The organism is Variovorax sp. 10L426 (assembly GCF_056395305.1).
In genome coordinates, this window is record NZ_JBFTJF010000004.1 from 178,131 (window position 1) to 203,859 (window position 25,729).

A 25,729-nucleotide genomic window follows, 5' to 3' on the forward strand; every position below is an offset into this window, starting at 1 on the left:
ACGGCCGTCAAAAGGCAAGATGTCGGGCGAACATTTGGTGTGCAGTCCTTGCGGTGTATTGACCCGTTTCCCGTCGGGAAGTGCATTGCGCTTGGGGTCGGCCCGGAGGTGCTGCTGTCGCTCTTGCCTAATTCGCGTTCTAGCGAAGCCTCACATTATAGCGTGTTACAGATTTTTCAAGCTCCATTTGGCGTGCTCGGCTTGAGGCGCTGGCGCAATTCGAGCCGGCGGGCTTCCAGCGCCTTGTAGCGCTCCAATGCCCGCGGGTCGATTTTTGCCGCCTCGACGGCCTCGGTTTGCTGTGCCTTGAGCAGGTCGTCGAGCATGTAGTCGAGCACGTTGCGCAATTCCCGGATCGCGTCGGCGGCCTGTTCGCCTTCGGCATTGCCGATGGGGCTGCCGTCGGGGCCGGTCATGACACGGAGGGCCAGGGTTTCGAACGGCTGGTTTCGCAGGCCCTCGCGCAACGCGGCCCAGGATTGAACGCCGTGCTCGTGCAACTGGCTGTCGAGCCACGCGAAAAGCAGCCCGTGATCGCCGGGAAGGTCGCAGAGCAGGGCGTGCAACTCATGGGACAGGCCTTCCCACTCGGCCATGTTCGACAGGATGAGCCTTGCGGCGACGTCGGGGCGACTGGTCGGCAATTTGCGCCCGCCGGGCGGCGGACGAGGCACCGGCGCCCGGGAGGACTTGAAGCGTCGTCTTTCGGAGGCGGGCCGGGGTTGATTGTCGATCCACTCGTTTCGATCATTCCACCCGTTCCAGTCCTCATCCGGAGGGGCCGATTGAGGCGCGGGGGCATGGGTTCTTGCCGGCGCCGGCGCCCACAATTGCTCCAATTCCTGTCCGCTCAACTGCACCAGGGAGGCGATTTCACCGAGCAATTGGCGTTTCAGGGCGCCTTCGGGAAGGGCGGTCCAGAGCGGCCGCGCGTTGCTTGCCATGTGGGCGCGGCCCTCCGCCGTCCCGAGGTCGCAACCATCACTGGCGGCTTCGATCAGGAAGCGGCTCAGCGGCGTCGCGTCGTTCACGAAGCGTGCGAAGGCGTCGGCGCCGAATTCCCGGATGAAGCTGTCGGGATCGTGTTCGGTCGGCAGAAACAGGAACTTGATGCTGCGCACGTCGGTCGCGTACGACAGCGCGCCGTCAAGCGCCTTGCGCGCGGCGCGACGGCCGGCGGCATCGCCGTCGAAACTGAAAACGACCGATTCGGTGAAGCGGAACAGCTTTTGCACATGCTCGGGCGTGCAAGCGGTTCCCAACGTCGCGACGGCATTCGGGAAGCCGAGTTGCGCGAGGGCGACCACGTCCATGTATCCCTCGGTGACAAGAGCGTAGCCCCGGTCGCGGAAGGCCGCACGGGCTTCGTAAAGCCCATACAGCTCGCGCCCCTTGCTGAAAACCGGTGTTTCCGGCGAATTCAGGTACTTGGGCTTCTCGTCGCCCAGCACCCGGCCGCCGAAGCCGATGCATTCCCCCTTGACGTTGCGAATCGGGAACATCACCCGGTCGCGGAAGCGGTCGTAGCGCTTACCTTCCCCGTTGTCGTCCGCTTCGCCGGCAATCACCAGGCCGGTTTCCACCAGCAGCGGGTCGTCGTAGTCGGGAAACACGCTGGCCAGCGTGCGCCAGCCGGCCGGCGCGTAGCCGATGCCGAACTGTCGCGCGATCTCGCCGGACACGCCACGGCCCTTGAGGTAGCTGATCGCGCCGGGTGCCTGCCGCAGATGCTTCCGATAGGCCTCGCCGGCCTTTTCCAGCACTTCGGACAAGGTGGCTTGCTTCTGGCGTTGGCCGGCGGCCCGGGCCCGTTCTTCGGGGGAGGCGTCGTCCTCGGGAACCTGCATGCCGTACTGGCCGGCAAGATCGTGCACGGCCTCGACGAATCCCATTCCGCCGTGTTCCATGAGGAAGCCGATCGCGTTGCCATGCGCACCGCAGCCGAAGCAGTGATAGAACTGCTTGGTGGGGCTGACCGAAAACGAGGGAGACTTCTCTCCGTGAAACGGGCAAAGCCCCATGAAATTGGCGCCCGCCTTTTTGAGCTGAACGTAGCGCCCGACGATTTCCACCACGTCGGCGCGTGCGATCAGTTCCTGGATGAATGAAGCGGGGATGGTCATGTAGGCGGAGAGCGGCAGATGATACGCAAGCCATCAATCAGTCGCCGGCCGGCGGCATACTGGCCTTCCCGGAATCGACGCATGATTCGCCGAACCATCATCCATGCACCGCCCTTGTTTCGACATCCGTTGAGATTCATTTGGGAGGCCCTCAAGGGCTTCAAGGCCAACCAGGGGCTGTTGCTCGCCGGTGCGGTCGCCTATTACGCGCTGCTGTCGATCGTTCCGCTCCTGATCGTGAGCGTGATCACGCTCTCCCGGTTCATCGAGCAATCCGCGCTGCTCGAGGCTGTCGGGCGCTATCTCGAATGGCTGCTGCCGGGGCAGTCGCGAGCCATCGTCGCCGAGTTGTCGAATTTCCTCGCCCATGCGGATGTCCTCGGGCCGGTGTTGTTGGTGACGATGATTTTTTTCAGTTCGCTCGCCTTCACCGTGCTCGAAAGCGCGATGGCGGTGATCTTTCATCATCGCAAGGCGGATCATTCGCGGCATTTCCTGGTGTCGGTGGTGATGCCGTATATCTACATCCTTTGCCTGTGCTTCGGGCTGCTGCTGGTCACGCTGGTGTCAGGGGCATTGCAGGTCATCGGCGAGGAGACCATCGATTTGTTCGGCCACCGCTGGTCGCTCTCGGGGGTTTCGGGGCTGCTGCTGTATTTGCTCGGATTGGCCGGCGAGATCCTGATGCTGACTTCGCTCTACCTGGTCATGCCCGTCGGCCAGCTCAGGCTGCGGCATGCACTGCTCGGCGGAGTCACCGCGGCGCTGCTCTGGGAAGTCACGCGCCGGTTGCTGGTGCTCTACTTTGCGACGCTGTCGCAGGTCAACGTCGTCTACGGTTCGCTGACAACCGCGATCGTGGTCTTGCTGAGCCTTGAAATCGCGGCGACGCTGGTGCTCTTCGGAGCCCAGGTGATTGCGCAATACGAGCGCCTGGAGCGCACCGGTAGCCTGCTGCCGGAGGACGACACCGAAGGCGCCCTCGGCAGCGTCAGCGCGGCGCCAAACGAATCGCGCCGTCGAGTCGGATCACCTCGCCGTTGAGCATGTCGTTCTCGATGATGTGCTTGGCGAGCTTGGCGTAGTCGTCCGGCGTGCCAAGGCGCGAAGGGAAGGGCACGCTCGCAGCGAGCGCATCCTGGACTTCCTGCGGCATGCCGAAAAGCATCGGCGTCCCGAAAATGCCGGGTGCGATCGTCATGTTGCGGATGCCGTTGCGCGCCAGGTCACGTGCGATCGGCAGCGTCATGCCCACCACGCCGCCCTTCGACGCGCTGTAGGCAGCCTGCCCGATCTGCCCGTCGTAGGCCGCGACCGAGGCGGTGGAAATCAACACGCCGCGTTCCCCGGTCGCTTCCGGTTCGTTCTTGCTCATGGCGTCCGCCGCGAGACGGATCATGTTGAAGCTGCCGATCAGGTTGACCGTGACCGTCTTGCTGAAGACGGCGAGTGCATGCGGCCCGGTCTTGCCAACCGTCTTCTCGGCCGGCGCGATGCCGGCGCAGTTGACCAGCCCCATCAGCTTGCCCAGTTTCAGCGCCGCGGCCACGGCCGCCTGCCCATCCGCTTCCTGACTCACGTCGCACTTGACGAAAACTCCGCCGATATCCTTGGCGACCGCCTCGCCCTTGTCGGCCTGCATGTCGGCAACGACCACCTTGCCCCCATTCGCCGCCAGCATCCGCGCCGTACCCTCGCCAAGGCCCGAAGCCCCGCCCGTCACGATAAAAACCTTGCCGTCAATTTGCATGTAAGTCTCCAAAGATAAGCCGCCAATTATCAAAGACCCACCGCGGCCAAAGGCCGCAAGTTCGGGAAACACCGCGGAACCGGCTTCGCCGGGCCGCTGGTGTTGCCCCCGGCAGGGGGTGGGCGGCTACACGAAGTGAGCCAACCTGGGGGCGAGCAAAAAAAAGCCCCCGTCCGAAGACGAGGGCCCTGAATTGGATCCCGAAGGACCCAAGGAGACAATCGACACCCGCTTCAAGCGGGCTTTGAATGACTTTGATGAATTAGCGCTTGCGCGAAGCGGTTTGAGCGGTGCTCTTGGCTGCGTTCACGGCGGTGGTCGACACGGCCTGGAAGTTGGCTTCAGCGACGTCGGTCGCTTGCTTGACGGCTTTCTGCACCGATTCGAAAGCGTTGTTGGCGGCAGCCACGGCGCTCTTCATCACGGCAACGGCGGTTTCCGAACCGGCCGGGGCGTTCTTGGCGGCGCTGTCGACGAGGCCGACAAAGGCTTGCTGAGCTTCAGCGGCCTTCACTTCGAAAGCCTTGGTGAACTCGGCGCCGGTGCCTTGGGCGATGTCATACAGGTGACGGCTGTAGGCGGCGGTCTTTTCGGCGAGGGGCTGGAACAGGCTGGCTTGCAGGGAGAGCAGCTCTTGCGCGTCCTTGACGTTCAGCAGGGCCTGGCTGGTGCCGGCGGCTTCGGTCAGTGCAGCCTTGGAGGCGGTCACGTTCAGTTCGACGAGCTTTTCGACGCCTTCGAAAGCCTTGGTGGTCAGGCCGAACAGGGTTTCGAGGTTGGCTTTTTGGGCGGCGATGAGTTGGTCAGCGGTCAGGGCCATTTAGGTGCTCCAGTTGAGGTGAAAGGTCGATTCGGGTGAGCTGCCCCTCTAGCGATGTTGCGGTGCAGCATGGGCCCAAGTATAGGCAGACGCGAGTTGTAAACAAGAGGATTCTTGTTGCCATGCAGCAATTTAGAACGCTGCTTCTAAATCAAGGCTGACAATGTTTCTGATGCGTGCGTTTTATTCAGGTCAGTTCGTCCTGCCGTTGCCGCCGGGACATCGTTTTCCAATGAGCCGCTATGCCATGCTGCGCGACGGGCTTGAACGCGAGCTGCCGCAAGTCCTCATGATTCAGGCCCCGCGCGCCAGCGATGGTGAACTGGCATTGGCGCACACGCCGCAATGGATCACCGCGATCAGCGATGGCAGCGTCAGCGCCGAGGCGATGCGCGAAATCGGTTTTCCATGGAGCGAGGCGATGGTGGAGCGCTCTCGCCGTTCAACGGGTGCAACCATTGCCGCTTGCCGCGCAGCGCTCGATGAAGGCATCTCGGCGAACATGGCTGGTGGGACGCACCATGCGAGCGCGGGCAAGGGTGGCGGCTTCTGCGTCTTCAACGACGCGGCCGTGGCCGCGAGGCTCATGCAGGCGGAGCACGGGCGGCGCGGCCGCGTACCGCTCCAGGTCGCCATCGTCGACCTCGACGTGCATCAGGGCAACGGCACCGCGAGTATCTTTCGCGATGACCCAAGTGTGTTCACCCTGTCGTTGCACGGTCAGAAGAACTTCCCCTTCCGAAAAGAGGCGAGCGACCTCGACGTCGAGCTTCCGGACGGTTGCGGGGACGCCGACTATCTAGCCGCCCTCGAACAGGCGCTCGACGAACTCGAACGGCGGTTCACGCCCGGACTGGTCATCTATCTTGCCGGCGCCGACCCCTTCGAGCGCGACAGGCTGGGCCGGCTCAAGCTGAGTTTCGACGGCCTGGAGGCGCGCGACCGCCGCGTGTTCGATTTCGCCTGGCAGCGGCGCATTCCCTTGGTATTCGCGATGGCGGGCGGCTATGCGGCGGATATCGCGGAGACCGTGCAGGTGCAGCTAGGCACCTTTCGCGTGGCGTTCGAATACTGGCGGCGCTGGCAAAATGCCGCGCCATGAACGACAGACCCTCCCCGCAGAACCGCAGCAGCTACCGCGCCTTTCGCAGCATCCCGACGCGCTGGGCGGACAACGACATGTACGGGCATGTCAACAACGTCATCTACTATGGCTGGTTCGACACCGCCGTCAACGCGTACCTGATCGAGCGCGGGGCGCTGGACATCCATCAAGGCACGACGGTGGGATTCGTGGTCGAGACGCAGTGCAACTACTTCGCCCCGCTCGCGTTTCCCCAGACTGTGGAGGCGGGCATCCGCGTGGCGCACGCCGGCAGTTCGAGTGTGCGCTACGAAATCGGCCTGTTCGCCGAGGGCGCAGAGACGGCGGCGGCCCAGGGGCATTTCGTCCATGTGTACGTTGACCGGATCACACAACGATCCGTCAAACTTCCGCCCGCGCTGCTCGCGGTCATCGACGAACTCCGGATCTGACGGCCTCAAGAAAAACGGCGTCCAGGGACGCCGTTTTTTAGTGGTGCAAGCGATGTCGCTTACATCTTCCTCATGGTTGTCTTGATGACATCTTCATGGTCTGGATTTCGGCCTTTCCTCGAGCCTCCTCGGCCTTGGCTTCCTTTTCGCAAGCGCTCTTGGCCGCGCCCTTCTGGTCGTCGCATTTTTCCTTCGCGACTTCATAGTTGGCCTTTACCTTCTCTTCGGCGACATTGCGGGAGTGACTGTCGCTGGGCTTGTATTGCTGTTCGAGTTCAGCCTTGGCGACGTTTTCCTTGCCCTTGGCCTGCTTGTCGCATACGTCCTTGGCGTTGTCCTTCAAGGTGTCGCACTGGGCCTTGTCGACCTTGTAGTTGGCCTCGATCTTTTCCTTGGCTACTTTGTATTCATCGGACGTCATCGCGCTGGCTTGGCCGGCGACAAGGCAAGTCGATGCGATGGCGATCATGAGCAGTTGCTTTTTCATGGCTTGGTCCCTCTGTAGTTGCTGAATGGGTGGGATCGGACGGGTCTGGGCGGTTGACCGCTTCAGACGCGCTCCATCCAGATCGCAGGTGTGCGGCCGTCACGGGTTTCCCATGCAGCGACCTGCTTCTCGGCTTCGTCCCGGCTGATGCCGTGGCGTTCCTGGATGCGGCCGAGCAACTGGTCGCGCTTGCCCGCGATGACATCGAAGTCATCGTCGGTGAGCTTGCCCCACTGCTCCTTGACCTTTCCCTTGAGTTGCTTCCAGTTGCCTTCGACGGTGTCTTTGTTCATCACGTATCTCCTTCAAGATAAGGTTTCGCCACCGGCCTGGATGTCGTGTGGGCCGGCGTGAAGACACTGTCGCGTGATGCCCTCGGAATGCCGGTAGGACGCTCGGGGAACGGGTCGTAGGCACATGCCGACGCGGCCCGTGATAATCGAACGCACGCCGAACGATTACCCGGAGACCAGCGCGCCGCATCATGATCATCCACAGCCTGCTCGATACCGATCTCTACAAGTTCACGATGATGCAGGTGGTGCTGCACCAGTTTCCGGGGGCGCGCGTCGAATACCGTTTCAAGTGCCGCAATCCCGGCATCGACCTGGCCCGGTTTGCCGGGCAGATACGGGAAGAGGTGCGTCACCTCTGCTCGCTGCAGTTCAAGGATGCCGAATTGAGCTACCTGCGCTCGATGCGGTTCATCAAGAGTGATTTCGTCGATTTCCTCGGACTGTTCCGCCTCAACGAGAAGTACATCGACATCGTTCCGCAGCCCTCCGGTGAGTTGGAGATCCGCATCAAGGGGCCGTGGCTGCACACGATCCTATTCGAGATCCCCGTGCTGGCGATCGTGAACGAGGTGTACTTCCGAAATACCCAGCCGCAGCCCGACATGGCCGAAGGCCGCCGGCGGCTCGAGACGAAGATCGCGCAGTTGCAGGACGCCGGCCTCGCAGACCTCAAGATCGCCGACTACGGCACGCGTCGTCGCTTCTCCAAGGACTGGCACGAAGAGGTGTTGCGTACGCTCGCCGCGCGCCTGGGGGCTGTCACGGCGCCACCGCAACAAGCCCACGCCCAGGCAAAGCTGCCGCAGTTCGCGGGCACGAGCAACGTGCTGTATGCGATGAAGCTCGGGGTGATCCCGCTCGGGACCATGGCGCACGAATACCTCCAGGCTTGCCAGGCACTCGGGCCGAGGCTGCGCGACAGCCAGATCTTCGGCTTCGAGATCTGGGCCAAGGAGTACCGCGGCGACCTGGGTATTGCGCTCTCCGACGTGTACGGCATGAGCGCGTTCCTGCGCGATTTCGACCTGTACTTCTGCAAGCTGTTCGATGGCGCGCGTCACGACAGCGGCGATCCCTTCCAATGGGGCGAACGCATGCTGGCCCACTACAGCACCAACCGTGTCGATCCGCTCACCAAAACGCTGATCTTCAGCGACAGCCTCACGGTGCCTCGCACCGTCGAGCTCTACCAGCAGTTCCGTGGCCGCTGCCAGCTCGCTTTCGGCATCGGCACCAACCTGACCAACGACCTGGGCTACGAGCCGCTGCAGATCGTGATCAAGATGGTCGCGTGCAACGACCAGCCGGTGGCGAAGCTGTCGGACACGCCCTCCAAGAACATGTGCGAAGACGAACGATACCTGGCCTATCTGCGCCAGGTCTTCGAGATCGCCCAGCCCGTCGCATGACGGTCGCGGCTTCGACGAGGAACGTCGCCCGGTCGCTTGCACTCGTCGCGCTCATGTTGCCGGCGATCGCGCTGGCGGCCGATTTCGACGGCGCTCGCCTGTCGCCACTGTGGGGCGTGCCTTTCGCCGGCGTCCTGCTGTCGATCGCAGTGCTGCCGCTGCTGGCGCCATCGTTCTGGCATCACCACTATGGCAAGGTCGTGGCGGGGTGGGCGTTGGCCTTCCTGCTGCCCTTTGCAGCGAGCTTCGGCGTCTCGCTGGCGCTTGCGCAACTCGTGCATGCGCTGGTCGCCGAATACATTCCCTTCATCATCCTGCTGGCTGCATTGTTCGCCGTCTCGGGAGGCATCCACATTCGCGGGAATCTCCGTGGATCGCCGAAGCTCAACACGGCGATCCTGGCGATCGGCGCGGTGCTTGCCAGCCTCATGGGAACGACTGGGGCTTCGATGCTGCTGATCCGCCCCCTGATACGCGCCAACGATGATCGCAAGCACAAGGTGCATGTGATCGTGTTCTTCATCTTCATCGTCTCGAACGTGGGCGGTTCACTGACGCCGCTGGGCGATCCACCGCTGTTCCTGGGCTTTCTGAAGGGCGTCGACTTCTTCTGGACCGCACGGAACATCTTTCCCGAGACCTTGTTTCTGGTCGGCATCCTGCTGGTGCTGTTCTACATGCTCGATGCGTGGTACTACAGGCACGGTGGCACGTACGCAGTCGACCCGACGCCGGACACACGGAGCATCGGCTTCGACGGAGCGGTCAATTTCTGGTTGCTGGCTGCCACGGTCTTTTTCGTCCTGCTGAGCGGTCTCTGGAAATCGCCGATCAGCTTCGACATTCTTGGCACCGAGATGGGATTGCCTGGCCTTGTGCGCGACGTGGCCTTGATCGCGATCATCCTTTTGTCGCTCAGGATCACCGCACCCCAGGTGCACGCCGACAACCAGTTCAACTGGGGTCCGATGGTGGAGGTTGCGAAGCTCTTCGCCGGCATTTTCCTGACCATCGTGCCGGTGATCGCGATGCTGAAGGCCGGCGTCGACGGTCCTTTCGGCGCGATCGTCTCTGCGGTCACGCATCCCGACGGACAGCCCAATCCGGCGATGTATTTCTGGGCCACCGGAATTCTCAGCTCCTTCCTCGACAATGCGCCCACGTACCTGGTGTTCTTCAATACGGCCGGCGGCGATCCGCAGGCGCTGATGACCACCTATGCGACGACGCTGGCCGCGATATCGGCGGGTGCCGTGTTCATGGGGGCCAACACTTACATCGGCAATGCGCCCAACCTGATGGTCAAGGCCATCGCGGAAAGCCGGGGCGTGCGCATGCCGAGTTTCTTCGGCTACATGGTGTGGTCGGGCGCCATCCTGGTGCCGCTTTTTGTTCTTGCCACCTTCATCTTCTTCCGTTGATCATGAGCAAACCCAAAATCCTCGTCGCGCGTTCGATCTTTCCAGAGACCATCGCGCGACTTGAAGCGCATTTCGACGTCGAGTCCAACCAGAACGACGAAAGCTGGACCAAGGCCCGGCTGATCGACAAGCTCCAGGGCAAGGCCGGTGTCTTCACCACCGGCAGCGAACGCATCGATGCCGAAGTGCTCGACGCCTGCCCCGACCTGAAGATCTGCGCCAACATGGCCGTGGGCTACAACAACTTCGACATCGAGGCCATGACCGCCCACGGCGTGCTCGGCACGAATGCGCCGGACGTGCTGACCGAGACCACGGCCGATTTCGGATTCGCGCTGCTGATGGCCACGGCCCGCCGCATCGCGGAAAGCGAGCATTTCCTGCGCGCGGGCAAGTGGGAAAAGTGGAGCTACGACATGTTCGCGGGCTCCGATATCCACGGCTCCACGCTCGGCATCATCGGCATGGGCCGGATCGGGCAAGGGATCGCGCGGCGCGGGGCGCTGGGTTTCGGCATGAAGGTGATCTATCACAACCGGTCGCGGCTCGACGCCCAACTCGAGGCCGAGTGCAAGGCCAGCTACGTGGGCAAGGAAGAGTTGCTCAAGACCGCCGATCACGTGGTGCTCGTCGTGCCCTATACCCCTGCGTCGCACCACACGATCGGCGCTGCCGAGTTGGCGCTGATGAAACCCACGGCCACCCTGGTCAACGTCGCACGCGGCGGGATCGTCGACGACGCGGCGCTTGCCGCGGCTCTAGGCGAGAAGCGCATCGCCGCTGCCGGCCTCGATGTGTTCGAGGGCGAACCGAAGGTGCACCCTGATTTGCTGAAGGTGCCGAACGTCGTGCTGACGCCGCACATCGCGAGCGCCTCCGTGCCGACGCGGCGCGCCATGGCCGACCTGGCAGTGGACAACCTCATCGGCTATCTCGTCAACAACAAACCGGTCACGCCGCTCAATCCCGCCGTGGTCGCCAACCGATAGAAAACAACAAGACCCGTGATCGAAACCTGGATCCTGCTGGCCCTGGCGGTCTTGAATTTCATCCTCGTCGTCTGGCTGCTGGTGCGGAGGCCCGCTCCGCCGGATCACTCCGCGCTGATTGCGACGCTGGCCGCGAACAACGAGCGTGTCGAGCGCGAACTGCGCCACGAGATCGGGGAATCCTCGCGCGGCGCCCGACAGGAGACGGCGCAGGCGTTCTCCACGTTCCAGCAGGCGCTCGTTCATCAGGGCGCCGAAAACACGCGCACGCAAAACGCGCAGATCGACGCCTTCGCGCAGCAACTCAACCTGCTCCAGAAGACGCTGGGTGACACCCTCAACACGCAACTCCAGGGCCTGAGCGAATCGAACGCCCGGCGGCTGGCGGAAGTGCGCGCGACCATGGAGACGCAACTCGCGCAGCTCCAGCAGACCAACACCGCCAAGCTCGACGAGATGCGCAAGACGGTCGACGAGAAGCTCCAGAGTACGCTCGAAGCGCGTCTGGGCGAGAGCTTCAAGCAGGTTGCGGACCGGCTCGAGCAGGTTCACAAGGGGCTGGGCGAGATGCAGACGCTCGCTGTCGGTGTCGGCAGCCTGCAGCGGGTGCTGACCAACGTGAAAACGCGCGGCGTGTTCGGTGAGGTTCAGCTCGAAGCGCTGCTCGAACAGGTGCTGACGACCGACCAGTACGCCAAGCAGATCGAAACCAAGCCGCGCAGCGGACAGCGCGTGGACTTCGCGATCCGCTTTCCGGGGCGGGGCGACGACGGTGCCCCGGTCTGGTTGCCGATCGACGCCAAGTTTCCGCGCGACGATTACGAGCGCTTGCTCGATGCCCACGAACGGGCCGACCCTGGCGCGGCGGAAATCGCTGCCAAGGCGCTGGAGGCGCGCATTCGCACCGAGGCCCGGTCCATCGCCGAGAACTACCTGGCGGCGCCGCACACCACCGACTTCGCGATCCTTTTCCTTCCCGTGGAAAGCCTCTACGCGGAGGTGCTGCGCCGCCCCGGACTGATGGATGCCATCCAGCGCCAGCATCGCGTGACGCTGGCCGGCCCGACCACACTGCTGGCGATGCTCAACAGCCTGCACATGGGCTTTCGCACGCTGGCGCTGGAGCATCAGGCTTCCGAAGTCTGGAAGGTGCTCGGAGCAGTCAAGACCGAGTTCGAGCGCTATGGCGAATGGGTCGCGCGCATCAAGGAGCAAGTGGCGAAGGCATCCGACACGATCGACAAGGCTGACACCCGCGCCAAGCAGATGCGGCTTGCGCTGCGCAAGGTCGAAGCGCTGCCGGAGTCCCAGACACAAGGGATGCTGCCGCTCGCCGACGGCGAGGACGACGGTACCGCGTGAACGCGAGCCTGCTCAGGCTCATTGCTGCGCAGGTTTGCCTGCACGCGGCGATGACGGGCACCCGGCTGGCGGCACCGCTGCTGGCGCTGAGCGAGGGCTACAGCGCCGCGGCGGTCGGCGTGCTGCTTTCGCTCTTTGCCCTGACGCAGGTCTTCCTGGCGTTGCCGGCGGGCCGCTTTGCTGATCGCCATGGGTTGCGGCGTCCGCTTTTCATTGCCGTGTCTGCGGCCACTGCGGGCGCGGGGCTCGCGGCGGCATTTCCCGTGTTTCCGGTGCTTTGCATTGCCGCACTCCTCACGGGCGGCGCCACCGGCATCGCGGTGATTGCATTGCAGCGTCATGTCGGGCGTGCGGCGAGCAGTCCGACGCAGCTCAAGCAGGTGTTCAGCTGGCTCGCGATCGCGCCGGCGGCCGCCAACTTCGTCGGCCCCTTTGTCACCGGGCTTCTAATCGACCATGCTGGGCCAACGGCGGGCGACCTGATCGGCTATCGGGTGGCCTTCGTGCTGTTGGCACTGTTGCCCGTCGCGTGCTGGATGCTGGCACGCGGCACGCATGAGCTGCCGACGACACGACCGCCCGATGGTGCGCCCAAGCCGCGCGCCTGGGATCTCCTGGGGCAGCCGATGTTCCGTCGCCTGCTGTTCGTGAACTGGCTGCAATCCGCCTCCTGGGACGTGCACACCTTCGTCCTGCCGATCCTGGGCCATGAACGAGGGCTGAGCGCTTCGGTGATCGGCTCCATCCTCGGCGCCTTTGCCGTGGCTGCGGCCGGCATCCGCGTCGTGCTGCCGATGGTGGCTTCGCGCCTGAGCGAACGGACTGTGATCACCGCCTCCAACGTGATCACTGCGCTCGTGTTCGCGGCCTATCCGCTGATGTCGTCGGCGATCGGCATGGGCGCATGTTCGGTGATGCTGGGTATCGCGCTCGGCGCCGTGCAGCCCATGGTGATGAGCATGCTGCACCAGATCACACCGCACGCCCGCCACGGCGAGGCGCTGGGCCTGCGTGTGATGACGCTCAATGCTTCAAGCGTCGCGATGCCGATGCTCTTCGGCGCCGCAGGCGCGGTGATCGGCATAGCGGGCGTGTTCTGGATCGTGGGCGGCGTCGTGGCACTCGGCACGCGCTCGGTCTGGGGCCTGCAGGTCCCCAGCGCGGCCGACGCAGCCTGAGCGCCGGCGCCGGGGAACGCGTCAGAGCTTGTAGAAGCGCTTGATGTAGTCCCACGCGTCTTGCGGCGCGTCGACGTATTCGATCAGCTTCACGTCCTCGGGCGAAATCACGCCTTCCTCGGCGAGAAATTCGAAATTGACGAGCTGCTTCCAATAGTCCGAGCCGAAAAGCACGATCGGGACCGGCTTCGCCTTGCGGGTCTGGACGAGCGTGATCACCTCGAAGAGTTCATCCAGCGTGCCGAACCCGCCCGGAAACGCGACCAGCGCCTTCGCCCGCATCATGAAATGCATCTTGCGGATCGCGAAGTAGTGGAACTTGAAGCTCAGGGCCGGCGTGACGTAGGGGTTGGCTTCTTCCTCCATCGGCAGCGCGATGGCGAGGCCGACAGAAAGCCCCCCGCCTTCGTACGCACCGCGATTGGCGGCCTGCATGATCCCGGGGCCGCCGCCAGTGCAGACGAAGAGCTTGTCTTCCGGCTCCCGGTCGTTGCTGTATTGCGCGACCAGCTTGCCGAAGGCGCGCGCCTTTTCGTAATAGTGCGAACTGCGCGCGAGCTTGCGCCAGCGAGTAGCGGCGACGGTGTCGCCGGCCGCCTCGGCCTGGGCGATCAGGGCGCCGGATTCCTCTTCGCTGCGGAAGCGGGCGCTGCCGAACACCACCACCGTGTTCTCGATGCCGTGGGCGCGCATTTCGATGTCGGGTTTCATCAGTTCCAGCTGCATGCGAAGTCCGCGCGTCTCGCGGCGGAGCAGGAATTCGGGATCGGCGAACGCCAGCCGCGACGGATCGGTGTTCAGCGGGAGTCCCTTGTCCGAATGGGCCTGCAGGGTGGCCCACGCGTCGGCAAGGCGTTTGTCGTGAAGGTCGTGTGTACTGTTGGGCATGTTCTTGCGGGAAAAAACGATCCTGGATCCTGAATTGTGCGCCTTGCAGTTTTTGGGCCCAGTCCGTCGGCGCAGACGCAAAAAAGGCTCCCGAAGGAGCCTTTTTCATGACCGTTCAATGGCTGAGACGGCTTAGACGCGCTTGCGGTATTCGCCGGTGCGAGTGTCGATTTCGATGCGGTCGCCTTGGGCAACGAAGAGCGGCACGCCGATTTCGAAGCCCGTGGAGATCTTGGCAGGCTTCATGACCTTGCCCGAGGTGTCGCCCTTGACGGCCGGCTCGGTCCAGGTGATTTCGCGCTCGACGCTGGTGGGCAGTTCGACCGAAATGGCCTTGCCGTCATAGAACACCACTTCGACGGGCATGCCGTCTTCGAGGTAGTTGAGCGAGTCGCCCATGTTCTCGGCTTCGACTTCGTACTGGTTGTATTCGGTGTCCATGCAGACGTACATCGGATCGGCGAAGTAGGAGTAGGTGCACTCCTTCTTGTCGAGCACGATCTGGTCGATCTTGTCGTCGGCCTTGAAAACCACTTCGGTGTTGAAGTTGGCGATCAGGCTCTTGAGCTTCATGCGCACGGTGGCGGAATTGCGGCCGCCGCGGCTGTATTCGGTCTTGAGGACGACCATCGGGTCCTTGCCGTGCATGATCACGTTGCCGGCGCGAATTTCTTGAGCGATTTTCATAATCAGGGTCTCTGGATGTAAGCCGCTCGTTGCACATGCACCGCGGCGGGTTCAGCGGAAGGCGGGCAACAGGTGAAACCCGGCCGGAAATCCGCAAAGCCCGCAATTTTAGCTTTTTTGGGCGACGAAGCGCCGCAAGCGCGTCAAAAGATCCTCTTGCGACAGCAGGGATGCACGCGCTGCCAGGGCGGTCGTGCTCCAGGTCGTGAGCGTCGGTTTGTCGAGCGGCGGAAGGGCGCCAGGGGTGACGCCGTTCCAGAGATGGTGAAAAAGCCGCAGGGAAGGAGCTGCTTGCAGCCAATCCAGGAGGGCGTCGAGCTTGTTGTGGTGCGCGTCGTCGTCCTGCGGATAGATCTGCCAGACGAAGGGCGCGCCAGCCCAGAGCGCCCGCACCAGCGAATCTTCTCCTCGGACGAAGTTGAGGTCACAGGCCCAGAGAAGATGGTCGAAATCCCGATGCGACACATAGGGCAGCCACGAAATGGAGAGCGCGCCGCGCTGGGCAGGGCCCGGCGGTAGGGCTGCAGTCGCGCGACCGGCCGTGACAAGGAGGCGAGTCGGTTGTTCAGCGCCCTGCAGTTGCGCCAGCAGATCTCCAAGCGCCCGCGGCTCGTAGCAGAACAGCGAGATGAGTCGTTCGCCCTGCCATGGAATTCCCTGCTGCGCCAACCATGCCTTGCGGTCGAAGCGCTCCCTGCGCGCCATCAGGTCGGGCTCGCGCAGCAAGCCACCGGTGGCCGTCGTGAATCCCGGATAGAAAAAGTGCTTGGTCAGGCCGGCGCCGGGTTCACGGAATACGGGGGAGGGCAATCCATGCAGCCGTTCCACATAAGGTTCGGCCGACAGGTATTCCAGGTTGATCCATCTGTTGTCCGTGCCGGCTCCGTGGCGCTGCTGCGCGAAGAGCGCGACGACCTGGGGGGCGGGATCGCAACCGAAGGCTTCGATCAGCACGTCTGGCGCCGGGGTAGCGGGCGAGTCCGCGGCCTCCCGTTCCGTCCAGGTGACGACGGAGACGCCTTCGCAGCCACCGGGCGCCATCCAGTTCAGTGCGGAGGGATCGTCGATCCAGAGGCGCACCGTCTCGCCCTCCGCCGCCAGCGCAGCTGCGAGCCGCCAGCAGACGCCGACGTCGCCATGGTTGTCGATCACCTTGCAGAAAATGTCCCAGCGCATCGCGGGATACTCTACAGCCCCTCATGGCGACATCGGAGACAGCATTCATGTCACAGCACTCGGCCGACATCCTCTGGCAGCGCGGCGACCAGGACTTCCTGGGAAACAAGTACAGCCGCCGCCACCTCATCCGCTTCGACGGCGGTGCCGAATGGCTCGGCTCGTCGTCGCCGCACGTGGTGCCGGTGCCGTTGTCCGATCCCGCGGGCGTCGACCCCGAGGAGGCTTTCGTCGCTTCGCTGTCGAGCTGCCACATGCTGTGGTTCCTGTCGATCGCCGCCGAGCGCGGCTTTTGCGTGGATCGCTACAGCGACCAAGCAATCGGGCAGATGGGCCGCTGCGCCGCGGGAAAGATCGTGATCACCGTCGTCACGCTGCGACCGGACGTGCGGTTTTCCGGCGAGAAGCTCCCGTCGCATGCGCAGATCGAGGCCATGCACCACGCGGCGCACGACCAGTGCTTCATCGCCAATTCGGTCAAGACCGATGTGCGTTGCGAGCCGGTCCTGGCCGGCGCAGCACCACAATAAAGACGATGTCAGAAACGCATTCCGAACAGTTGCTCAGCGAAGTGGCGGCGTTGCCGCAGTTGCCCGGCGTCTACCGCTACTTCGACGCGGCGGGCGCGGTGCTCTATGTGGGCAAGGCGCGCAATCTCAAGAAGCGCGTGGCGAACTATTTCCAGAAGAATCACGCCGGCACACGCATCGGCCACATGATCTCGAAAATCTCACGCATGGAGACCACGGTGGTGCGCTCCGAGGCGGAGGCGCTGCTTCTTGAGAACAACCTGATCAAGACGCTCAAGCCGCGCTACAACATTCTCTTTCGCGACGACAAGAGCTATCCCTATCTCAAGATCGCTTCGCACACCTTTCCGCGGCTGGCCTATTACCGCGGCTCGGTCGATCGCAAGCATCGCTATTTCGGGCCGTACCCGAGCGCATGGGCGGTGAAGGAGTCGATCCAGCTGCTGCAGAAAGTCTTCAAGCTGCGCACTTGCGAGGACACGGTCTTCAGCAACCGTACGCGGCCGTGCCTGCTCTACCAGATCAAGCGCTGCAGCGGGCCTTGCGTGGATTACATCGCACCGGAAGCCTACGCACAGGACGTCGCCAACGCCGAAGCCTTCCTGATGGGCGATACCCAGGCCGTTCTCACCCAACTCGAGGCGCGGATGATGGCGCATGCCGAGAAGCTCGAGTTCGAGCAGGCGGCCGAGTTGCGCAACCAGATGTCGGCGCTGTCGCGCGTGCTGCACCAGCAGTCTGTCGAGATCGCCTCCGACAAGGATGTAGACATCCTCGCGGTCAAGGTTCAGGGCGGCAAGGCTTGCGTCAACCTGGCGATGGTGCGCGGCGGCCGGCATCTGGGCGATCGGGCGTACTTTCCGGTGCACGTCGAAGACGCAACGCTGATCCAGCATAGCGAGCGCGATGTGGAAGGCGACGACGATGTGCCGGATGTGCCGGATGTGCCGGATGCGGTCGAGGTCCAGGTTCTCGAGGCTTTCATTGCGCAGCACTACATCGATGTTCCCGTGCCCGCCACGCTGGTGTTGAGCGAGCTTGTGAGCCGTGAGTTGATCGCGGCGGTGTCGCTGCAGGCCGGCACGCGCGTCACGGCCGTATTCCAGCCGCACGAGCAGCGGCGCCACTGGCTCGAGATGGCATGCAAGAACGCCAGCCTGCAACTGGCACGCCTGCTCGCGGAAGAGGGCTCGCAGCAGGCCCGCACGCGCGCCCTGGTCGATGCGCTTGAACTCGCGCCGGATGACCTCGACACCTTCCGCGTCGAGTGCTTCGACATTTCGCACACGGCGGGTGAAGCGACGCAGGCCTCTTGCGTGGTATTCGAGCATCACGCGATGCAGAACCGCGAATACCGCCGCTTCAACATCGAAGGCATCACGCCCGGAGACGACTACGCCGCGATGCGGCAGGTGCTGCATCGCCGCTACGGCAAGCTGGCCGAGGCCATGGCGGCAGAGACCAATGCGCCGCCGGCCGGCGATGCGGCCGGCGCGGGAACGGACGCTCCACCGGGCACTCGCTCGGCCCGCATGCCGGATCTGGTGCTGGTCGACGGCGGCAAGGGCCAGGTCTCGATGGCGCGCGAGGTGTTCAGCGAGCTTGGATTGCCACTCTCGCTGATCGTCGGCGTGGAAAAGGGCGAGGGGCGCAAGGTCGGCCTCGAAGAACTGGTGTTCGCAGACGGCCGGGAAAAGGTCTACCTCGGCCGGGATTCGGCGGCACTGATGCTGGTCGCGCAGATCCGCGACGAGGCGCACCGTTTTGCCATCACCGGCATGCGCGCCAAGCGAGCCAAGGTGCGGGTGGGCGGCAGCCAGCTCGAAGACATCCCCGGTATTGGCCCCAAGCGCCGCGCCCGGTTGCTCCAGCGCTTCGGGGGCATTCGCGGCGTTGCGGCGGCCAGTGTGGAAGATATCGCGTCGGTCGACGGCATCGCGTTCGACCTTGCCGAGGAAATCTACCGGGCGCTGCACTAGACCCTTGGGCTCGAGGCTTCTCGGCGAGCACCCGAGAACAGTCTTCATGCCATGACACAATCGAGCCGATGTTCTGGACTCTGCCAACGATCATGACCTGGGCGCGCATCGTCGCGATTCCGCTGATTGTGGGCGTGTTCTACCTGCCGTTGTCCGAGCCCATGCGCAACCTCATCGCGACGGTGATGTTCATCATCTTCGCGGCGACGGACTGGCTGGACGGTTTTCTGGCGCGCAGGCTCAACCAGACTTCGGCCTTCGGTGCATTCCTCGATCCCGTCGCCGACAAGTTCCTCGTCTGCGCGTCGCTGCTCGTGCTGGTGCACCTGAATCGCGCCGATGTGTTCGTGGCGCTGATCATCATCGGACGTGAAATCGCCATCTCGGCGCTTCGCGAGTGGATGGCGCAGATCGGGGCCGGCAAGAGCGTCGCGGTCCACATGATCGGCAAGGTCAAGACCGCGGTGCAAATGGTCGCCATCCCGTTCCTGCTCTTCAACGGCATGTTGTTCGGCTGGATCGATACAGGCGCCTGGGGCCAGTGGCTGATCTGGATTTCCGCCGTGCTCACGGTCTGGTCGATGGTCTACTACCTGCAAAAAGCGATTCCCGAAATTCGGGCCCGGGCCAAATGACCGACACGGCCCGCTCTGCGGGCTGGTTGCGTGCGATGCCGGGTGTCTTCGTGCTCATCTGGAGTACCGGCTTCATCGTGGCGCGCTATGGCATGCCCTACGCGCCACCGCTCAAGTTCCTGGCGGTGCGCTATGCGCTGTCGGTCGTCTGCTTCCTGATCTGGGTGCGCCTCGCGCGTGTCGCGTGGCCCCGCAAGCGCTTGCAGTGGAGCCATCTCGCCGTCACCGGCGTGCTGATGCAGGCCGGCTATCTGGGTGGCGTGTGGGCGGCGGTTCGGGCCGGCATGGGCTCGGGGCTTGTGGCGCTGCTGGTCGGTATTCAGCCAGTGTTGACCGCGGTCTGGTTGTCTTTGCGCGGCGGCACGGTCACTCGGCGTCAATGGGCGGGACTTCTGCTCGGCTTCGTGGGGCTGGTTCTCGTTGTTTCGCGCAAGCTGGGTGAGGGCGGCGAAGTCAGCATGCTGACCATGGGGCTTGCGATCATGGCGCTGCTATCGATCACGGCGGGCACGCTGTATCAGAAGCGATTCGTGGCGCCCTGCGACGTGCGCAGCGCCAACGCCATCCAGTTGGCGGCAGCACTGATTGTCACGTTGCCCTTCGCGGCGCTGGAGCAGGACAGCATTCACTGGAACCTGTCTTCGGGCGGCGCGATGGCTTGGTCGGTGCTGGCGTTATCGCTGGGCGGAAGCTCGCTGCTCTACATCCTGATCCAGCGCGGCACGGCGACGGCGGTCACGAGTCTGCTCTATCTGGTGCCGCCATGTACGGCGGTCATGGCATGGCTGCTTTTCGCTGAACCGATCACTGCGATGACGCTTGCAGGCATTGCGCTGACCGCCGTCGGCGTGAGTCTGGCGGTTCGCGGCGCGCGCTGAAACCGCTCAGCGTACGGCCGCGCTACCGGTCTTCCAGGGCTCCGAACGAAAACGTTCCACCAGGAAATCGATTAGCAGGCGTACGCGCTTCGGCGTCTTGGGCCGCCAAGGCGCGATCCATTGCACATCGGCATCAGGCATCGTGTACTGGGGCAACACACGGGCGAGCTTTCCCGATGCGAGCAAAGGCGCGATGTCCCAGAGACTGCGCAACATCACGCCGCGGCCGGCAAGGCACCAGTCTCGAACCAGTTCCCCCGAGTTGCTCGAAAGCGGCCCGCTCACGCGAACACGCGCGCTGGTGCTGTCTCGGGCGTGGTGCAACGTCCAGAGTGCGAATTCACGTTCGTCGGCTTGGTTGTTCTCCCGGGCAATCAGGCAATCGTGCGACGCCAGTGCAGCCGCGTCTGCTGGACGGCCGCGGCGCGCCAGATAGGCTGGGGAGGCTGCCAGGACGCGCTGGTTGCGCGCGATGCGACGGGTGACCCAGTCACTGGCGTGGCGCTCCTGAGGCGCCCACAGCCACACGGCGCCGTCGTAGCGCGCCGCACCAAGGTCGGGCAGTTTTTCCGCCAGGGTGAGCTGGATGTGCAATCCGGGATACCTCTCGTTGAATATCGCTAGCGCCGGGCCGAGCCACAGCCTGCCGAACCCGAAGGTTGCGACGAGTCTGATGGTCCCGCTCAGTTCGGTCTGGCGCTCGCCCAGTTCGTTTTCCAGTGCCGCGAAGCCCTCGAGCAATCCCTTGGCATGCAGGCACACCGCTTCGCCCTCAGCGGTGGCGCTCAGCCGGCGCGTCGTCCTGTCGAAGAGGCGTTGCCCCAACTGCGCTTCCAGCGCCCCTAGTCGCTTCGTGACGACTGACGGCACGACGTCCAATGCGAGCGCTGCGCCGGCCAGGCTGCCGCGATCTCGGATAGCCATGACGAGTTCGAGATCGCTGCGATCCATTGCTGCCAAATCGGAAAGTATGAATTGGCTGATTGTTGCTTGATGAAGAGCTATGCGCAACGCACAATCCTTCGCATGTTCCCTTCGTTTTCCTCCTTCGATCTTTCGCGCGATGGGGTTCGATTGCACGGGCGGATCGGTGGCAGCGGCAGGCCACTGCTGCTGCTGCACGGGCATCCGCAGACACATGCCATTTGGCATCGCATAGCGCCGGGATTGGCAGAACACTTCAGGGTGGTCCTGGTCGACCTGCGCGGCTACGGCGACTCGGGCAGGCCGACTGCGGACGAAGCCCATGCGCGCTACAGCAAAAGGGAAATGGCGCTCGATGCGCTGGCGGTCATGCGTCATCACGGATTCGAGCGCTTTGGCGTACTGGCTCACGACAGGGGCGCACGAGTGGCGCATCGGCTTGCAGCGGATCATCCGCAAGCCGTGGAGCGGCAGATGCTGCTCGACATCGCGCCGACGCTCGCGATGTACGAAAACACATCGGAAGCTTTTGCGCGAGCCTACTGGCATTGGTTTTTCCTCATTCAACCGCCACCATTGCCCGAGGCACTCATCGAATCGGACCCGGTTCGATACATTCGCAGCGTCATGGGCGGACGCCATGCGGGGCTTGCGCCATTTGCGGCCGAAGCTCTCTCTGAATACGAGCGCTGTGCCGCGATCGACGGCACCGCGCAGGCTATCTGCGAGGACTATCGCGCATCGGCCAGCATCGACCTCGACCATGACCGGGCCGACGTCGCGGCCGGCCGCAAGCTGAGCCAGCCGTTGCGCGTGCTCTGGGGCGAGCATGGCGTGGTTGGCCGTTGCTTCGACGTACTGTCGATGTGGTGTGAGCGTGCCGATGACGTCTCCGGCGGCACGCTTTCGTGCGGCCACTACATTCCCGAAGAAGCGCCCGCCGAATTGCTCGCCGAGGCCCTTTCATTTTTCAACACGACTCCCAAGGATTGAGACATGAGTACCCAACGAATCGCGGTCATCGCCGGTGACGGCATCGGCAAGGAAACGATGCCGGAGGGCTTGCGCGTGCTCGACGCGGCCGCCCGGAAGTTCGGTATCGACCTGAAGTTCGATCACTTCGATTTTTCGAGTTGGGACTACTACGAGAAGCGCGGAAAAATGCTGCCCGACAACTGGAAGGACCAGATCGGTGGTCATGACGCAATCTTCTTCGGCGCGGTCGGCTGGCCAGAGAAGATTCCGGATCATGTCTCGCTCTGGGGCTCGCTGCTGTTGTTTCGGCGCGAGTTCGACCAGTACATCAACCTGCGGCCCGCGCGACTGATGCCAGGCATCGTGGCGCCCGTGGTACGCCGTGACGGCACGCCGCGGCAGCCTGGCGAGATCGACATGTACATCGTGCGCGAGAACACCGAGGGCGAGTATTCGAGCATCGGCGGGCGCATGTATGAAGGCACCGCCCGCGAGATCGTCGTGCAGGAAACGGTGATGTCGCGCGTCGGGGTGGATCGTGTGCTCAAGTTCGCCTTCGAGCTTGCGCAGTCGAGGCCGAAAAAGCATCTCACCAGCGCGACCAAGTCCAACGGCATCTCCATCACGATGCCCTACTGGGACGAACGCGTCGCAGCGATGGCGAAGACCTATCCGGGCGTGAATCTCGACAAGTTCCACATCGACATCCTCACGGCTCATTTCGTGCAGCGGCCGGACTTCTTCGACGTGGTCGTGGCGAGCAATCTTTTCGGGGACATCCTCTCGGACCTTGGGCCGGCGTGCACCGGCACGATCGGCATCGCGCCGAGCGCCAACCTGAATCCGGAGCGCACGACACCTTCGCTTTTCGAACCGGTGCATGGTTCGGCGCCCGATATCGCCGGCAAGGGCATCGCGAATCCCATCGGCCAGATCTGGTGCGGCGCGATGATGCTGGAATTCCTCGGCCACAAGGCGGCCCACGATGCCATCATGGCCGCGATCGAAAAGGTGCTTGCTCCCGACAGCGGCGCTCCGCGCACGCCGGACATCGGCGGTACGGGACGCACGATCGACCTCGGAAAGGCCATTGCCGAGGCGCTTTGAAATCGGCTTCGTCAAAACGCCACTAAAATCGCGCTCCTCGCCGTGGTCTATGGGGTGAGTGTCTTATTGACACCCCGTAGACCAGTGGTTGTAATCCTTGTCGGCAGTGCGCTGCCGGCGCGTCAGAACTGCCACCCTTTTTTCCAGCATGCACCCCGCGGCCTCGTCGCGGGGACGGGATCGCTTCTGACCCTGATCAACATTTTTTCTGCAAGGGGCCCTTGTGAACAAGACCGAACTGATTGAGCACATCGCAAAAAACGCCGATATTTCCAAAGCCGCTGCCACGCGCGCACTCGAATCCACCATCGGCGCCATTCGTACCACGCTCAAAAAGGGCGGTTCCGTGTCGCTCGTCGGTTTTGGCACTTTTGCAGTCGGCAAGCGTGCCGCCCGGACCGGTCGCAATCCGCGCACCGGCGACGCGATTAAAATCAAGGCCGCCAAGATTCCGAAGTTCCGTCCCGGCAAGGCGCTCAAGGACGCATTGAACTGAGATTACTGTTTCGGGGGTGCTTAGCTCAGCTGGTAGAGCGGCGCCCTTACAAGGCGTAGGTCGGGGGTTCGAACCCCTCAGCACCCACCACCCGATGCAAAGGCGAACACAGTGTTCGCCTTTTTTGTTGCCGTTTCGCAATCCGTCAGAGAGAGTCCTCAAGCATGTTTGATTCCTTCCGCAAGTACAACAAGGTCATCATGGTGTTCTTGTTCTTGCTGATCATTCCGTCGTTCGTGCTGTTTGGCGTCGATCGGTATCAGAGCGGCGGCCAGGGCGAGAAGGTCGCCCGCGTGGCGGGTACCGACATCACGCGTCCTGAATGGGACCAGCAGCATCGCAACGAGGTCGACCGGATTCGCCAGCAGGCGCCGAACATCGAACCTGCCATGCTCGATTCGGATGCAGCGCGCTATGCAACGCTGGAGCGCATGGTGCGTGATCGCGTGCTGGCGGCAGCGGCTTCGAAGTCGAACATGACGGTATCCGAAGAGCGGCTTGCCCGTATGTTCGCCGAAGATGCCGGCCTGGCGTCCTTCCGCACGCCCGACGGCAAGTTCGACCGCGAAACCTTCATGCGTGCGACTGGCCGGACGCCGGAGCAATATGAAGCGGCGGTGCGCGCAGACCTGGCAACGCAGCAGGTATCCCTCGGTGTGTCGGGAACTTCGTTTGCGACCGCGGCCCAGGCTGCAGCGACGCTCAATGCTTTCTACGACCGTCGCGAGATTCAGGTGGCGATGTTCAAGCCGGCCGATTTCGCGTCGAAGGTCAGCGTCAGCGACGACGATCTGCAGACTTACTATAAAGAACACACAGTGCAGTTCCGGGCGCCCGAACAAGCCAGCATCGAATACCTCGTTCTAGACCTTGAGGCAGCGAAGAAGAACATTGCGGTGAGCGAGGCTGATCTCCGCAGCTATTACGACCAGAACAGCGCGCGCTTCGGCACCAAGGAAGAGCGGCGCGCAAGCCACATCCTGATTGCCTCCCCCGCCAGCGCGCCTGCTGCTGAACGCGAAAAGGCCCGTGCGAAGGCGGAACAGTTGCTCGCAGAGGTCCGGAAGGCGCCGGCCAGTTTTGCGGACGTGGCTCGCAAGAATTCGCAGGATCCCGGATCGGCTGAAAAGGGAGGCGATCTTGATTTCGTGACGCGCGGCGCGATGGTCAAGCCTTTCGAAGACGCGATGTTTGCCCTCAAGAAGGGTGAAATCAGCAACGTGGTCGAGACTGAATTCGGCTTTCACATCATTCAGCTCAACGACATCAAGCCGGCAGTGGTGCCGCCCTTCGAGAAGGTGCGCGCCACCATCGAGAACGAGGTGCGGGGGCAGCAGGCGACGCAGGAGTTCGCCAAGGCGGCCGAGATCTTCACCGACATCGTCTATCAGCAACCCGATAGTCTGAAGCCCGCAGCCGAGAAGTTGAAACTCACGATTCAAACGGCGAGCAATGTGGGACGGACGCCCGCGCAGGGCGCAACCGGCGTGCTGGCAAGTCGCAATTTCCTGAATGCCCTGTTTGCGCCCGATTCGCTGGAGCGCAAGCACAACACTGAGGCAATTGAAATCGGACCGAACCAACTTGCATCTGGGCGCGTGACCCAATACTCGCCCGCTCGCGCTTTGGCGTTCGACGAGGTCAAGGAAAAGGTCCGCACTCAACTTATCGCGGAGCGATCGGCAGCACTTGCAAAGGCCGAGGGTTTGGCCAAGCTCGCAGCATGGCAGGCGAATCCCACTGGTGCAAACCTCGGTGCGCCGATGACCGTCTCGCGGCTGGAAACCCAGTCGCAGCCCACGTCTGTCATCGAGAGTGCGCTCCGTGCCGATGGCTCCAAGTTGCCGGTGTTCGTCGGCGCGGACCTTGGTGCGCAAGGGTTCGCCGTCGTTCGCGTCAACAAGACAGTTCCACGCACGCCGCCTGCCCCCGAGGCGGCCAAGCAGGAAAGCGAGCAAGTCGGGCAGGCGGTGGGAGCGGCCGAAACGGCGGCTTACTACAACCTGCTGAAGGATCGGTTCAAGGCAGAAATTTTGGTCCCGAAGCCGTCTGACGCCGGGGTTGCCGTCGAAAGGTAGTTTTT

Annotated in this window: 25 protein-coding genes and 1 tRNA gene; 17 read left to right on the forward strand and 9 right to left on the reverse strand. The window is 63.3% G+C overall.

Going from position 1 to position 25,729, the window contains the following annotated elements; translation table 11 throughout:
- Positions 1-176 precede the first annotated feature (176 nt).
- Complete coding sequence (gene dnaG, locus AC1DHL_RS07450; RefSeq protein WP_478161572.1) at positions 177-2,123, reverse strand: DNA primase; 1,947 nt, start codon at positions 2,121-2,123, stop codon at positions 177-179.
- 81 nt (positions 2,124-2,204) lie between these two features.
- On the opposite strand from dnaG, the gene AC1DHL_RS07455 reads away from it, so the two are divergent.
- Positions 2,205-3,167 carry a YihY/virulence factor BrkB family protein gene (locus AC1DHL_RS07455; RefSeq protein ID WP_478097208.1) on the forward strand — a complete coding sequence of 321 codons (963 nt, stop codon included), beginning with the start codon at positions 2,205-2,207 and terminating at the stop codon, positions 3,165-3,167.
- Here the strand turns inward: AC1DHL_RS07455 and AC1DHL_RS07460 are convergent.
- Positions 3,115-3,873, reverse strand: coding sequence for a 3-hydroxyacyl-CoA dehydrogenase (locus AC1DHL_RS07460; protein ID WP_478097206.1), 759 nt, complete (start codon positions 3,871-3,873; stop codon positions 3,115-3,117). The genes AC1DHL_RS07455 and AC1DHL_RS07460 overlap by 53 nt on opposite strands.
- 262 nt (positions 3,874-4,135) lie before the next feature.
- On the reverse strand, positions 4,136-4,693 hold the full coding sequence (locus AC1DHL_RS07465; RefSeq protein WP_478161573.1) for a phasin family protein: 558 nt from the start codon (positions 4,691-4,693) through the stop codon (positions 4,136-4,138).
- A 172-nt stretch (positions 4,694-4,865) separates the two neighbouring features.
- Between AC1DHL_RS07465 and AC1DHL_RS07470 the strand changes: the two genes are divergently transcribed.
- Together AC1DHL_RS07470 and AC1DHL_RS07475 are read left to right on the forward strand one after the other, a co-directional pair.
- The gene (locus AC1DHL_RS07470) at positions 4,866-5,795 is read left to right on the forward strand and encodes a histone deacetylase family protein (protein ID WP_478097202.1); all 930 of its coding nucleotides are present in this window, start codon (positions 4,866-4,868) and stop codon (positions 5,793-5,795) included.
- On the forward strand, positions 5,792-6,229 hold the full coding sequence (locus AC1DHL_RS07475) for an acyl-CoA thioesterase (protein ID WP_478161574.1): 438 nt from the start codon (positions 5,792-5,794) through the stop codon (positions 6,227-6,229). Before AC1DHL_RS07470 ends, AC1DHL_RS07475 begins: the two co-directional genes overlap by 4 nt.
- A 70-nt stretch (positions 6,230-6,299) precedes the next feature.
- Here the strand turns inward: AC1DHL_RS07475 and AC1DHL_RS07480 are convergent, their stop codons facing one another.
- Entirely contained in the window at positions 6,300-6,716 is a 417-nt protein-coding gene (locus tag AC1DHL_RS07480) for a hypothetical protein (RefSeq protein WP_478097198.1), read from the reverse strand.
- A 62-nt stretch (positions 6,717-6,778) separates the two neighbouring features.
- Positions 6,779-7,009, reverse strand: a complete 231-nt coding sequence (locus AC1DHL_RS07485; protein WP_478097196.1) for a CsbD family protein — start codon at positions 7,007-7,009, stop codon at positions 6,779-6,781.
- A gap of 191 nt (positions 7,010-7,200) precedes the next feature.
- On the opposite strand from AC1DHL_RS07485, the gene pncB reads away from it, so the two are divergent.
- Genes pncB through AC1DHL_RS07510 form a run of 5 tightly spaced genes read left to right on the forward strand, consistent with a single transcriptional unit; the run spans position 7,201 to position 13,371 of the window.
- The gene (gene pncB, locus AC1DHL_RS07490; RefSeq protein WP_478097193.1) at positions 7,201-8,421 is read left to right on the forward strand and encodes a nicotinate phosphoribosyltransferase; all 1,221 of its coding nucleotides are present in this window, start codon (positions 7,201-7,203) and stop codon (positions 8,419-8,421) included.
- Positions 8,418-9,842: a sodium:proton antiporter gene (locus AC1DHL_RS07495; RefSeq protein WP_478097191.1), complete on the forward strand. Its 1,425-nt coding sequence runs from the start codon at positions 8,418-8,420 to the stop codon at positions 9,840-9,842. The genes pncB and AC1DHL_RS07495 overlap by 4 nt, the downstream gene beginning before the upstream one ends.
- A 2-nt stretch (positions 9,843-9,844) precedes the next feature.
- Entirely contained in the window at positions 9,845-10,831 is a 987-nt protein-coding gene (locus tag AC1DHL_RS07500) for a 2-hydroxyacid dehydrogenase (RefSeq protein ID WP_478161575.1), read from the forward strand.
- A gap of 18 nt (positions 10,832-10,849) precedes the next feature.
- Positions 10,850-12,193, forward strand: a complete 1,344-nt coding sequence (locus AC1DHL_RS07505) for a DNA recombination protein RmuC (RefSeq protein WP_478161704.1) — start codon at positions 10,850-10,852, stop codon at positions 12,191-12,193.
- Positions 12,190-13,371 carry an MFS transporter gene (locus tag AC1DHL_RS07510; RefSeq protein WP_478097187.1) on the forward strand — a complete coding sequence of 394 codons (1,182 nt, stop codon included), beginning with the start codon at positions 12,190-12,192 and terminating at the stop codon, positions 13,369-13,371. Before AC1DHL_RS07505 ends, AC1DHL_RS07510 begins: the two co-directional genes overlap by 4 nt.
- Before the next feature lie 21 nt (positions 13,372-13,392).
- On the opposite strand, the gene AC1DHL_RS07515 is transcribed toward AC1DHL_RS07510, so the two are convergent.
- The 3 genes from AC1DHL_RS07515 to earP form a co-directional block, all read right to left on the reverse strand.
- A complete protein-coding gene (locus AC1DHL_RS07515; RefSeq protein ID WP_478097185.1) occupies positions 13,393-14,259 on the reverse strand; it encodes an LOG family protein in 867 nt (288 codons plus the stop codon).
- Between the two features lie 132 nt (positions 14,260-14,391).
- Complete coding sequence (gene efp, locus AC1DHL_RS07520) at positions 14,392-14,946, reverse strand: elongation factor P (protein WP_028253416.1); 555 nt, start codon at positions 14,944-14,946, stop codon at positions 14,392-14,394.
- 108 nt (positions 14,947-15,054) lie between these two features.
- Entirely contained in the window at positions 15,055-16,122 is a 1,068-nt protein-coding gene (gene earP, locus AC1DHL_RS07525; RefSeq protein ID WP_478097183.1) for an elongation factor P maturation arginine rhamnosyltransferase EarP, read from the reverse strand.
- Between the two features lie 47 nt (positions 16,123-16,169).
- Between earP and AC1DHL_RS07530 the strand changes: the two genes are divergently transcribed.
- The 4 genes from AC1DHL_RS07530 (at position 16,170) to AC1DHL_RS07545 (ending at position 20,144) form a co-directional block, all read left to right on the forward strand.
- Positions 16,170-16,652 carry an OsmC family protein gene (locus AC1DHL_RS07530; protein WP_478161576.1) on the forward strand — a complete coding sequence of 161 codons (483 nt, stop codon included), beginning with the start codon at positions 16,170-16,172 and terminating at the stop codon, positions 16,650-16,652.
- A 5-nt stretch (positions 16,653-16,657) separates the two neighbouring features.
- The gene (gene uvrC / locus AC1DHL_RS07535; RefSeq protein ID WP_478161577.1) at positions 16,658-18,631 is read left to right on the forward strand and encodes an excinuclease ABC subunit UvrC; all 1,974 of its coding nucleotides are present in this window, start codon (positions 16,658-16,660) and stop codon (positions 18,629-18,631) included.
- A 68-nt stretch (positions 18,632-18,699) separates the two neighbouring features.
- Complete coding sequence (gene pgsA, locus AC1DHL_RS07540; RefSeq protein WP_478097178.1) at positions 18,700-19,266, forward strand: CDP-diacylglycerol--glycerol-3-phosphate 3-phosphatidyltransferase; 567 nt, start codon at positions 18,700-18,702, stop codon at positions 19,264-19,266.
- Entirely contained in the window at positions 19,263-20,144 is an 882-nt protein-coding gene (locus AC1DHL_RS07545; protein WP_478161578.1) for a DMT family transporter, read from the forward strand. The genes pgsA and AC1DHL_RS07545 overlap by 4 nt, the downstream gene beginning before the upstream one ends.
- 6 nt (positions 20,145-20,150) lie before the next feature.
- On the opposite strand, the gene AC1DHL_RS07550 is transcribed toward AC1DHL_RS07545, so the two are convergent.
- The gene (locus AC1DHL_RS07550) at positions 20,151-21,095 is read right to left on the reverse strand and encodes a LysR family transcriptional regulator (RefSeq protein WP_478161579.1); all 945 of its coding nucleotides are present in this window, start codon (positions 21,093-21,095) and stop codon (positions 20,151-20,153) included.
- 75 nt (positions 21,096-21,170) lie between these two features.
- Here AC1DHL_RS07550 and AC1DHL_RS07555 point away from each other — a divergent pair, with 75 nt between their 5' ends.
- From AC1DHL_RS07555 to AC1DHL_RS07575, 5 genes are all read left to right on the forward strand, one after another.
- Positions 21,171-22,061, forward strand: a complete 891-nt coding sequence (locus tag AC1DHL_RS07555; RefSeq protein WP_478161580.1) for an alpha/beta fold hydrolase — start codon at positions 21,171-21,173, stop codon at positions 22,059-22,061.
- A 3-nt stretch (positions 22,062-22,064) separates the two neighbouring features.
- Complete coding sequence (locus AC1DHL_RS07560; RefSeq protein WP_478097170.1) at positions 22,065-23,150, forward strand: tartrate dehydrogenase; 1,086 nt, start codon at positions 22,065-22,067, stop codon at positions 23,148-23,150.
- Positions 23,151-23,373: 223 nt separating this feature from the next.
- Entirely contained in the window at positions 23,374-23,646 is a 273-nt protein-coding gene (locus AC1DHL_RS07565) for an HU family DNA-binding protein (protein ID WP_007830705.1), read from the forward strand.
- Between the two features lie 14 nt (positions 23,647-23,660).
- A tRNA-Val gene (locus tag AC1DHL_RS07570) sits at positions 23,661-23,736 on the forward strand.
- 74 nt (positions 23,737-23,810) lie between these two features.
- Complete coding sequence (locus tag AC1DHL_RS07575; RefSeq protein ID WP_478097168.1) at positions 23,811-25,724, forward strand: SurA N-terminal domain-containing protein; 1,914 nt, start codon at positions 23,811-23,813, stop codon at positions 25,722-25,724.
- Positions 25,725-25,729: the final 5 nt, after the last annotated feature.

Coding starts and splice junctions, on each gene's coding strand:
- dnaG (WP_478161572.1), bottom strand. CDS start 2,123: ATGACCATCCCCGCTTCATTCATCCAGGAACTGATCGCACGCGCCGAC.
- AC1DHL_RS07455 (WP_478097208.1), top strand. CDS start 2,205: ATGATTCGCCGAACCATCATCCATGCACCGCCCTTGTTTCGACATCCG.
- AC1DHL_RS07460 (WP_478097206.1), bottom strand. CDS start 3,873: ATGCAAATTGACGGCAAGGTTTTTATCGTGACGGGCGGGGCTTCGGGC.
- AC1DHL_RS07465 (WP_478161573.1), bottom strand. CDS start 4,693: ATGGCCCTGACCGCTGACCAACTCATCGCCGCCCAAAAAGCCAACCTC.
- AC1DHL_RS07470 (WP_478097202.1), top strand. CDS start 4,866: ATGCGTGCGTTTTATTCAGGTCAGTTCGTCCTGCCGTTGCCGCCGGGA.
- AC1DHL_RS07475 (WP_478161574.1), top strand. CDS start 5,792: ATGAACGACAGACCCTCCCCGCAGAACCGCAGCAGCTACCGCGCCTTT.
- AC1DHL_RS07480 (WP_478097198.1), bottom strand. CDS start 6,716: ATGAAAAAGCAACTGCTCATGATCGCCATCGCATCGACTTGCCTTGTC.
- AC1DHL_RS07485 (WP_478097196.1), bottom strand. CDS start 7,009: ATGAACAAAGACACCGTCGAAGGCAACTGGAAGCAACTCAAGGGAAAG.
- pncB (WP_478097193.1), top strand. CDS start 7,201: ATGATCATCCACAGCCTGCTCGATACCGATCTCTACAAGTTCACGATG.
- AC1DHL_RS07495 (WP_478097191.1), top strand. CDS start 8,418: ATGACGGTCGCGGCTTCGACGAGGAACGTCGCCCGGTCGCTTGCACTC.
- AC1DHL_RS07500 (WP_478161575.1), top strand. CDS start 9,845: ATGAGCAAACCCAAAATCCTCGTCGCGCGTTCGATCTTTCCAGAGACC.
- AC1DHL_RS07515 (WP_478097185.1), bottom strand. CDS start 14,259: ATGCCCAACAGTACACACGACCTTCACGACAAACGCCTTGCCGACGCG.
- efp (WP_028253416.1), bottom strand. CDS start 14,946: ATGAAAATCGCTCAAGAAATTCGCGCCGGCAACGTGATCATGCACGGC.
- earP (WP_478097183.1), bottom strand. CDS start 16,122: ATGCGCTGGGACATTTTCTGCAAGGTGATCGACAACCATGGCGACGTC.
- AC1DHL_RS07530 (WP_478161576.1), top strand. CDS start 16,170: ATGTCACAGCACTCGGCCGACATCCTCTGGCAGCGCGGCGACCAGGAC.
- uvrC (WP_478161577.1), top strand. CDS start 16,658: ATGTCAGAAACGCATTCCGAACAGTTGCTCAGCGAAGTGGCGGCGTTG.
- pgsA (WP_478097178.1), top strand. CDS start 18,700: ATGTTCTGGACTCTGCCAACGATCATGACCTGGGCGCGCATCGTCGCG.
- AC1DHL_RS07545 (WP_478161578.1), top strand. CDS start 19,263: ATGACCGACACGGCCCGCTCTGCGGGCTGGTTGCGTGCGATGCCGGGT.
- AC1DHL_RS07550 (WP_478161579.1), bottom strand. CDS start 21,095: ATGGATCGCAGCGATCTCGAACTCGTCATGGCTATCCGAGATCGCGGC.
- AC1DHL_RS07555 (WP_478161580.1), top strand. CDS start 21,171: ATGTTCCCTTCGTTTTCCTCCTTCGATCTTTCGCGCGATGGGGTTCGA.
- AC1DHL_RS07560 (WP_478097170.1), top strand. CDS start 22,065: ATGAGTACCCAACGAATCGCGGTCATCGCCGGTGACGGCATCGGCAAG.
- AC1DHL_RS07575 (WP_478097168.1), top strand. CDS start 23,811: ATGTTTGATTCCTTCCGCAAGTACAACAAGGTCATCATGGTGTTCTTG.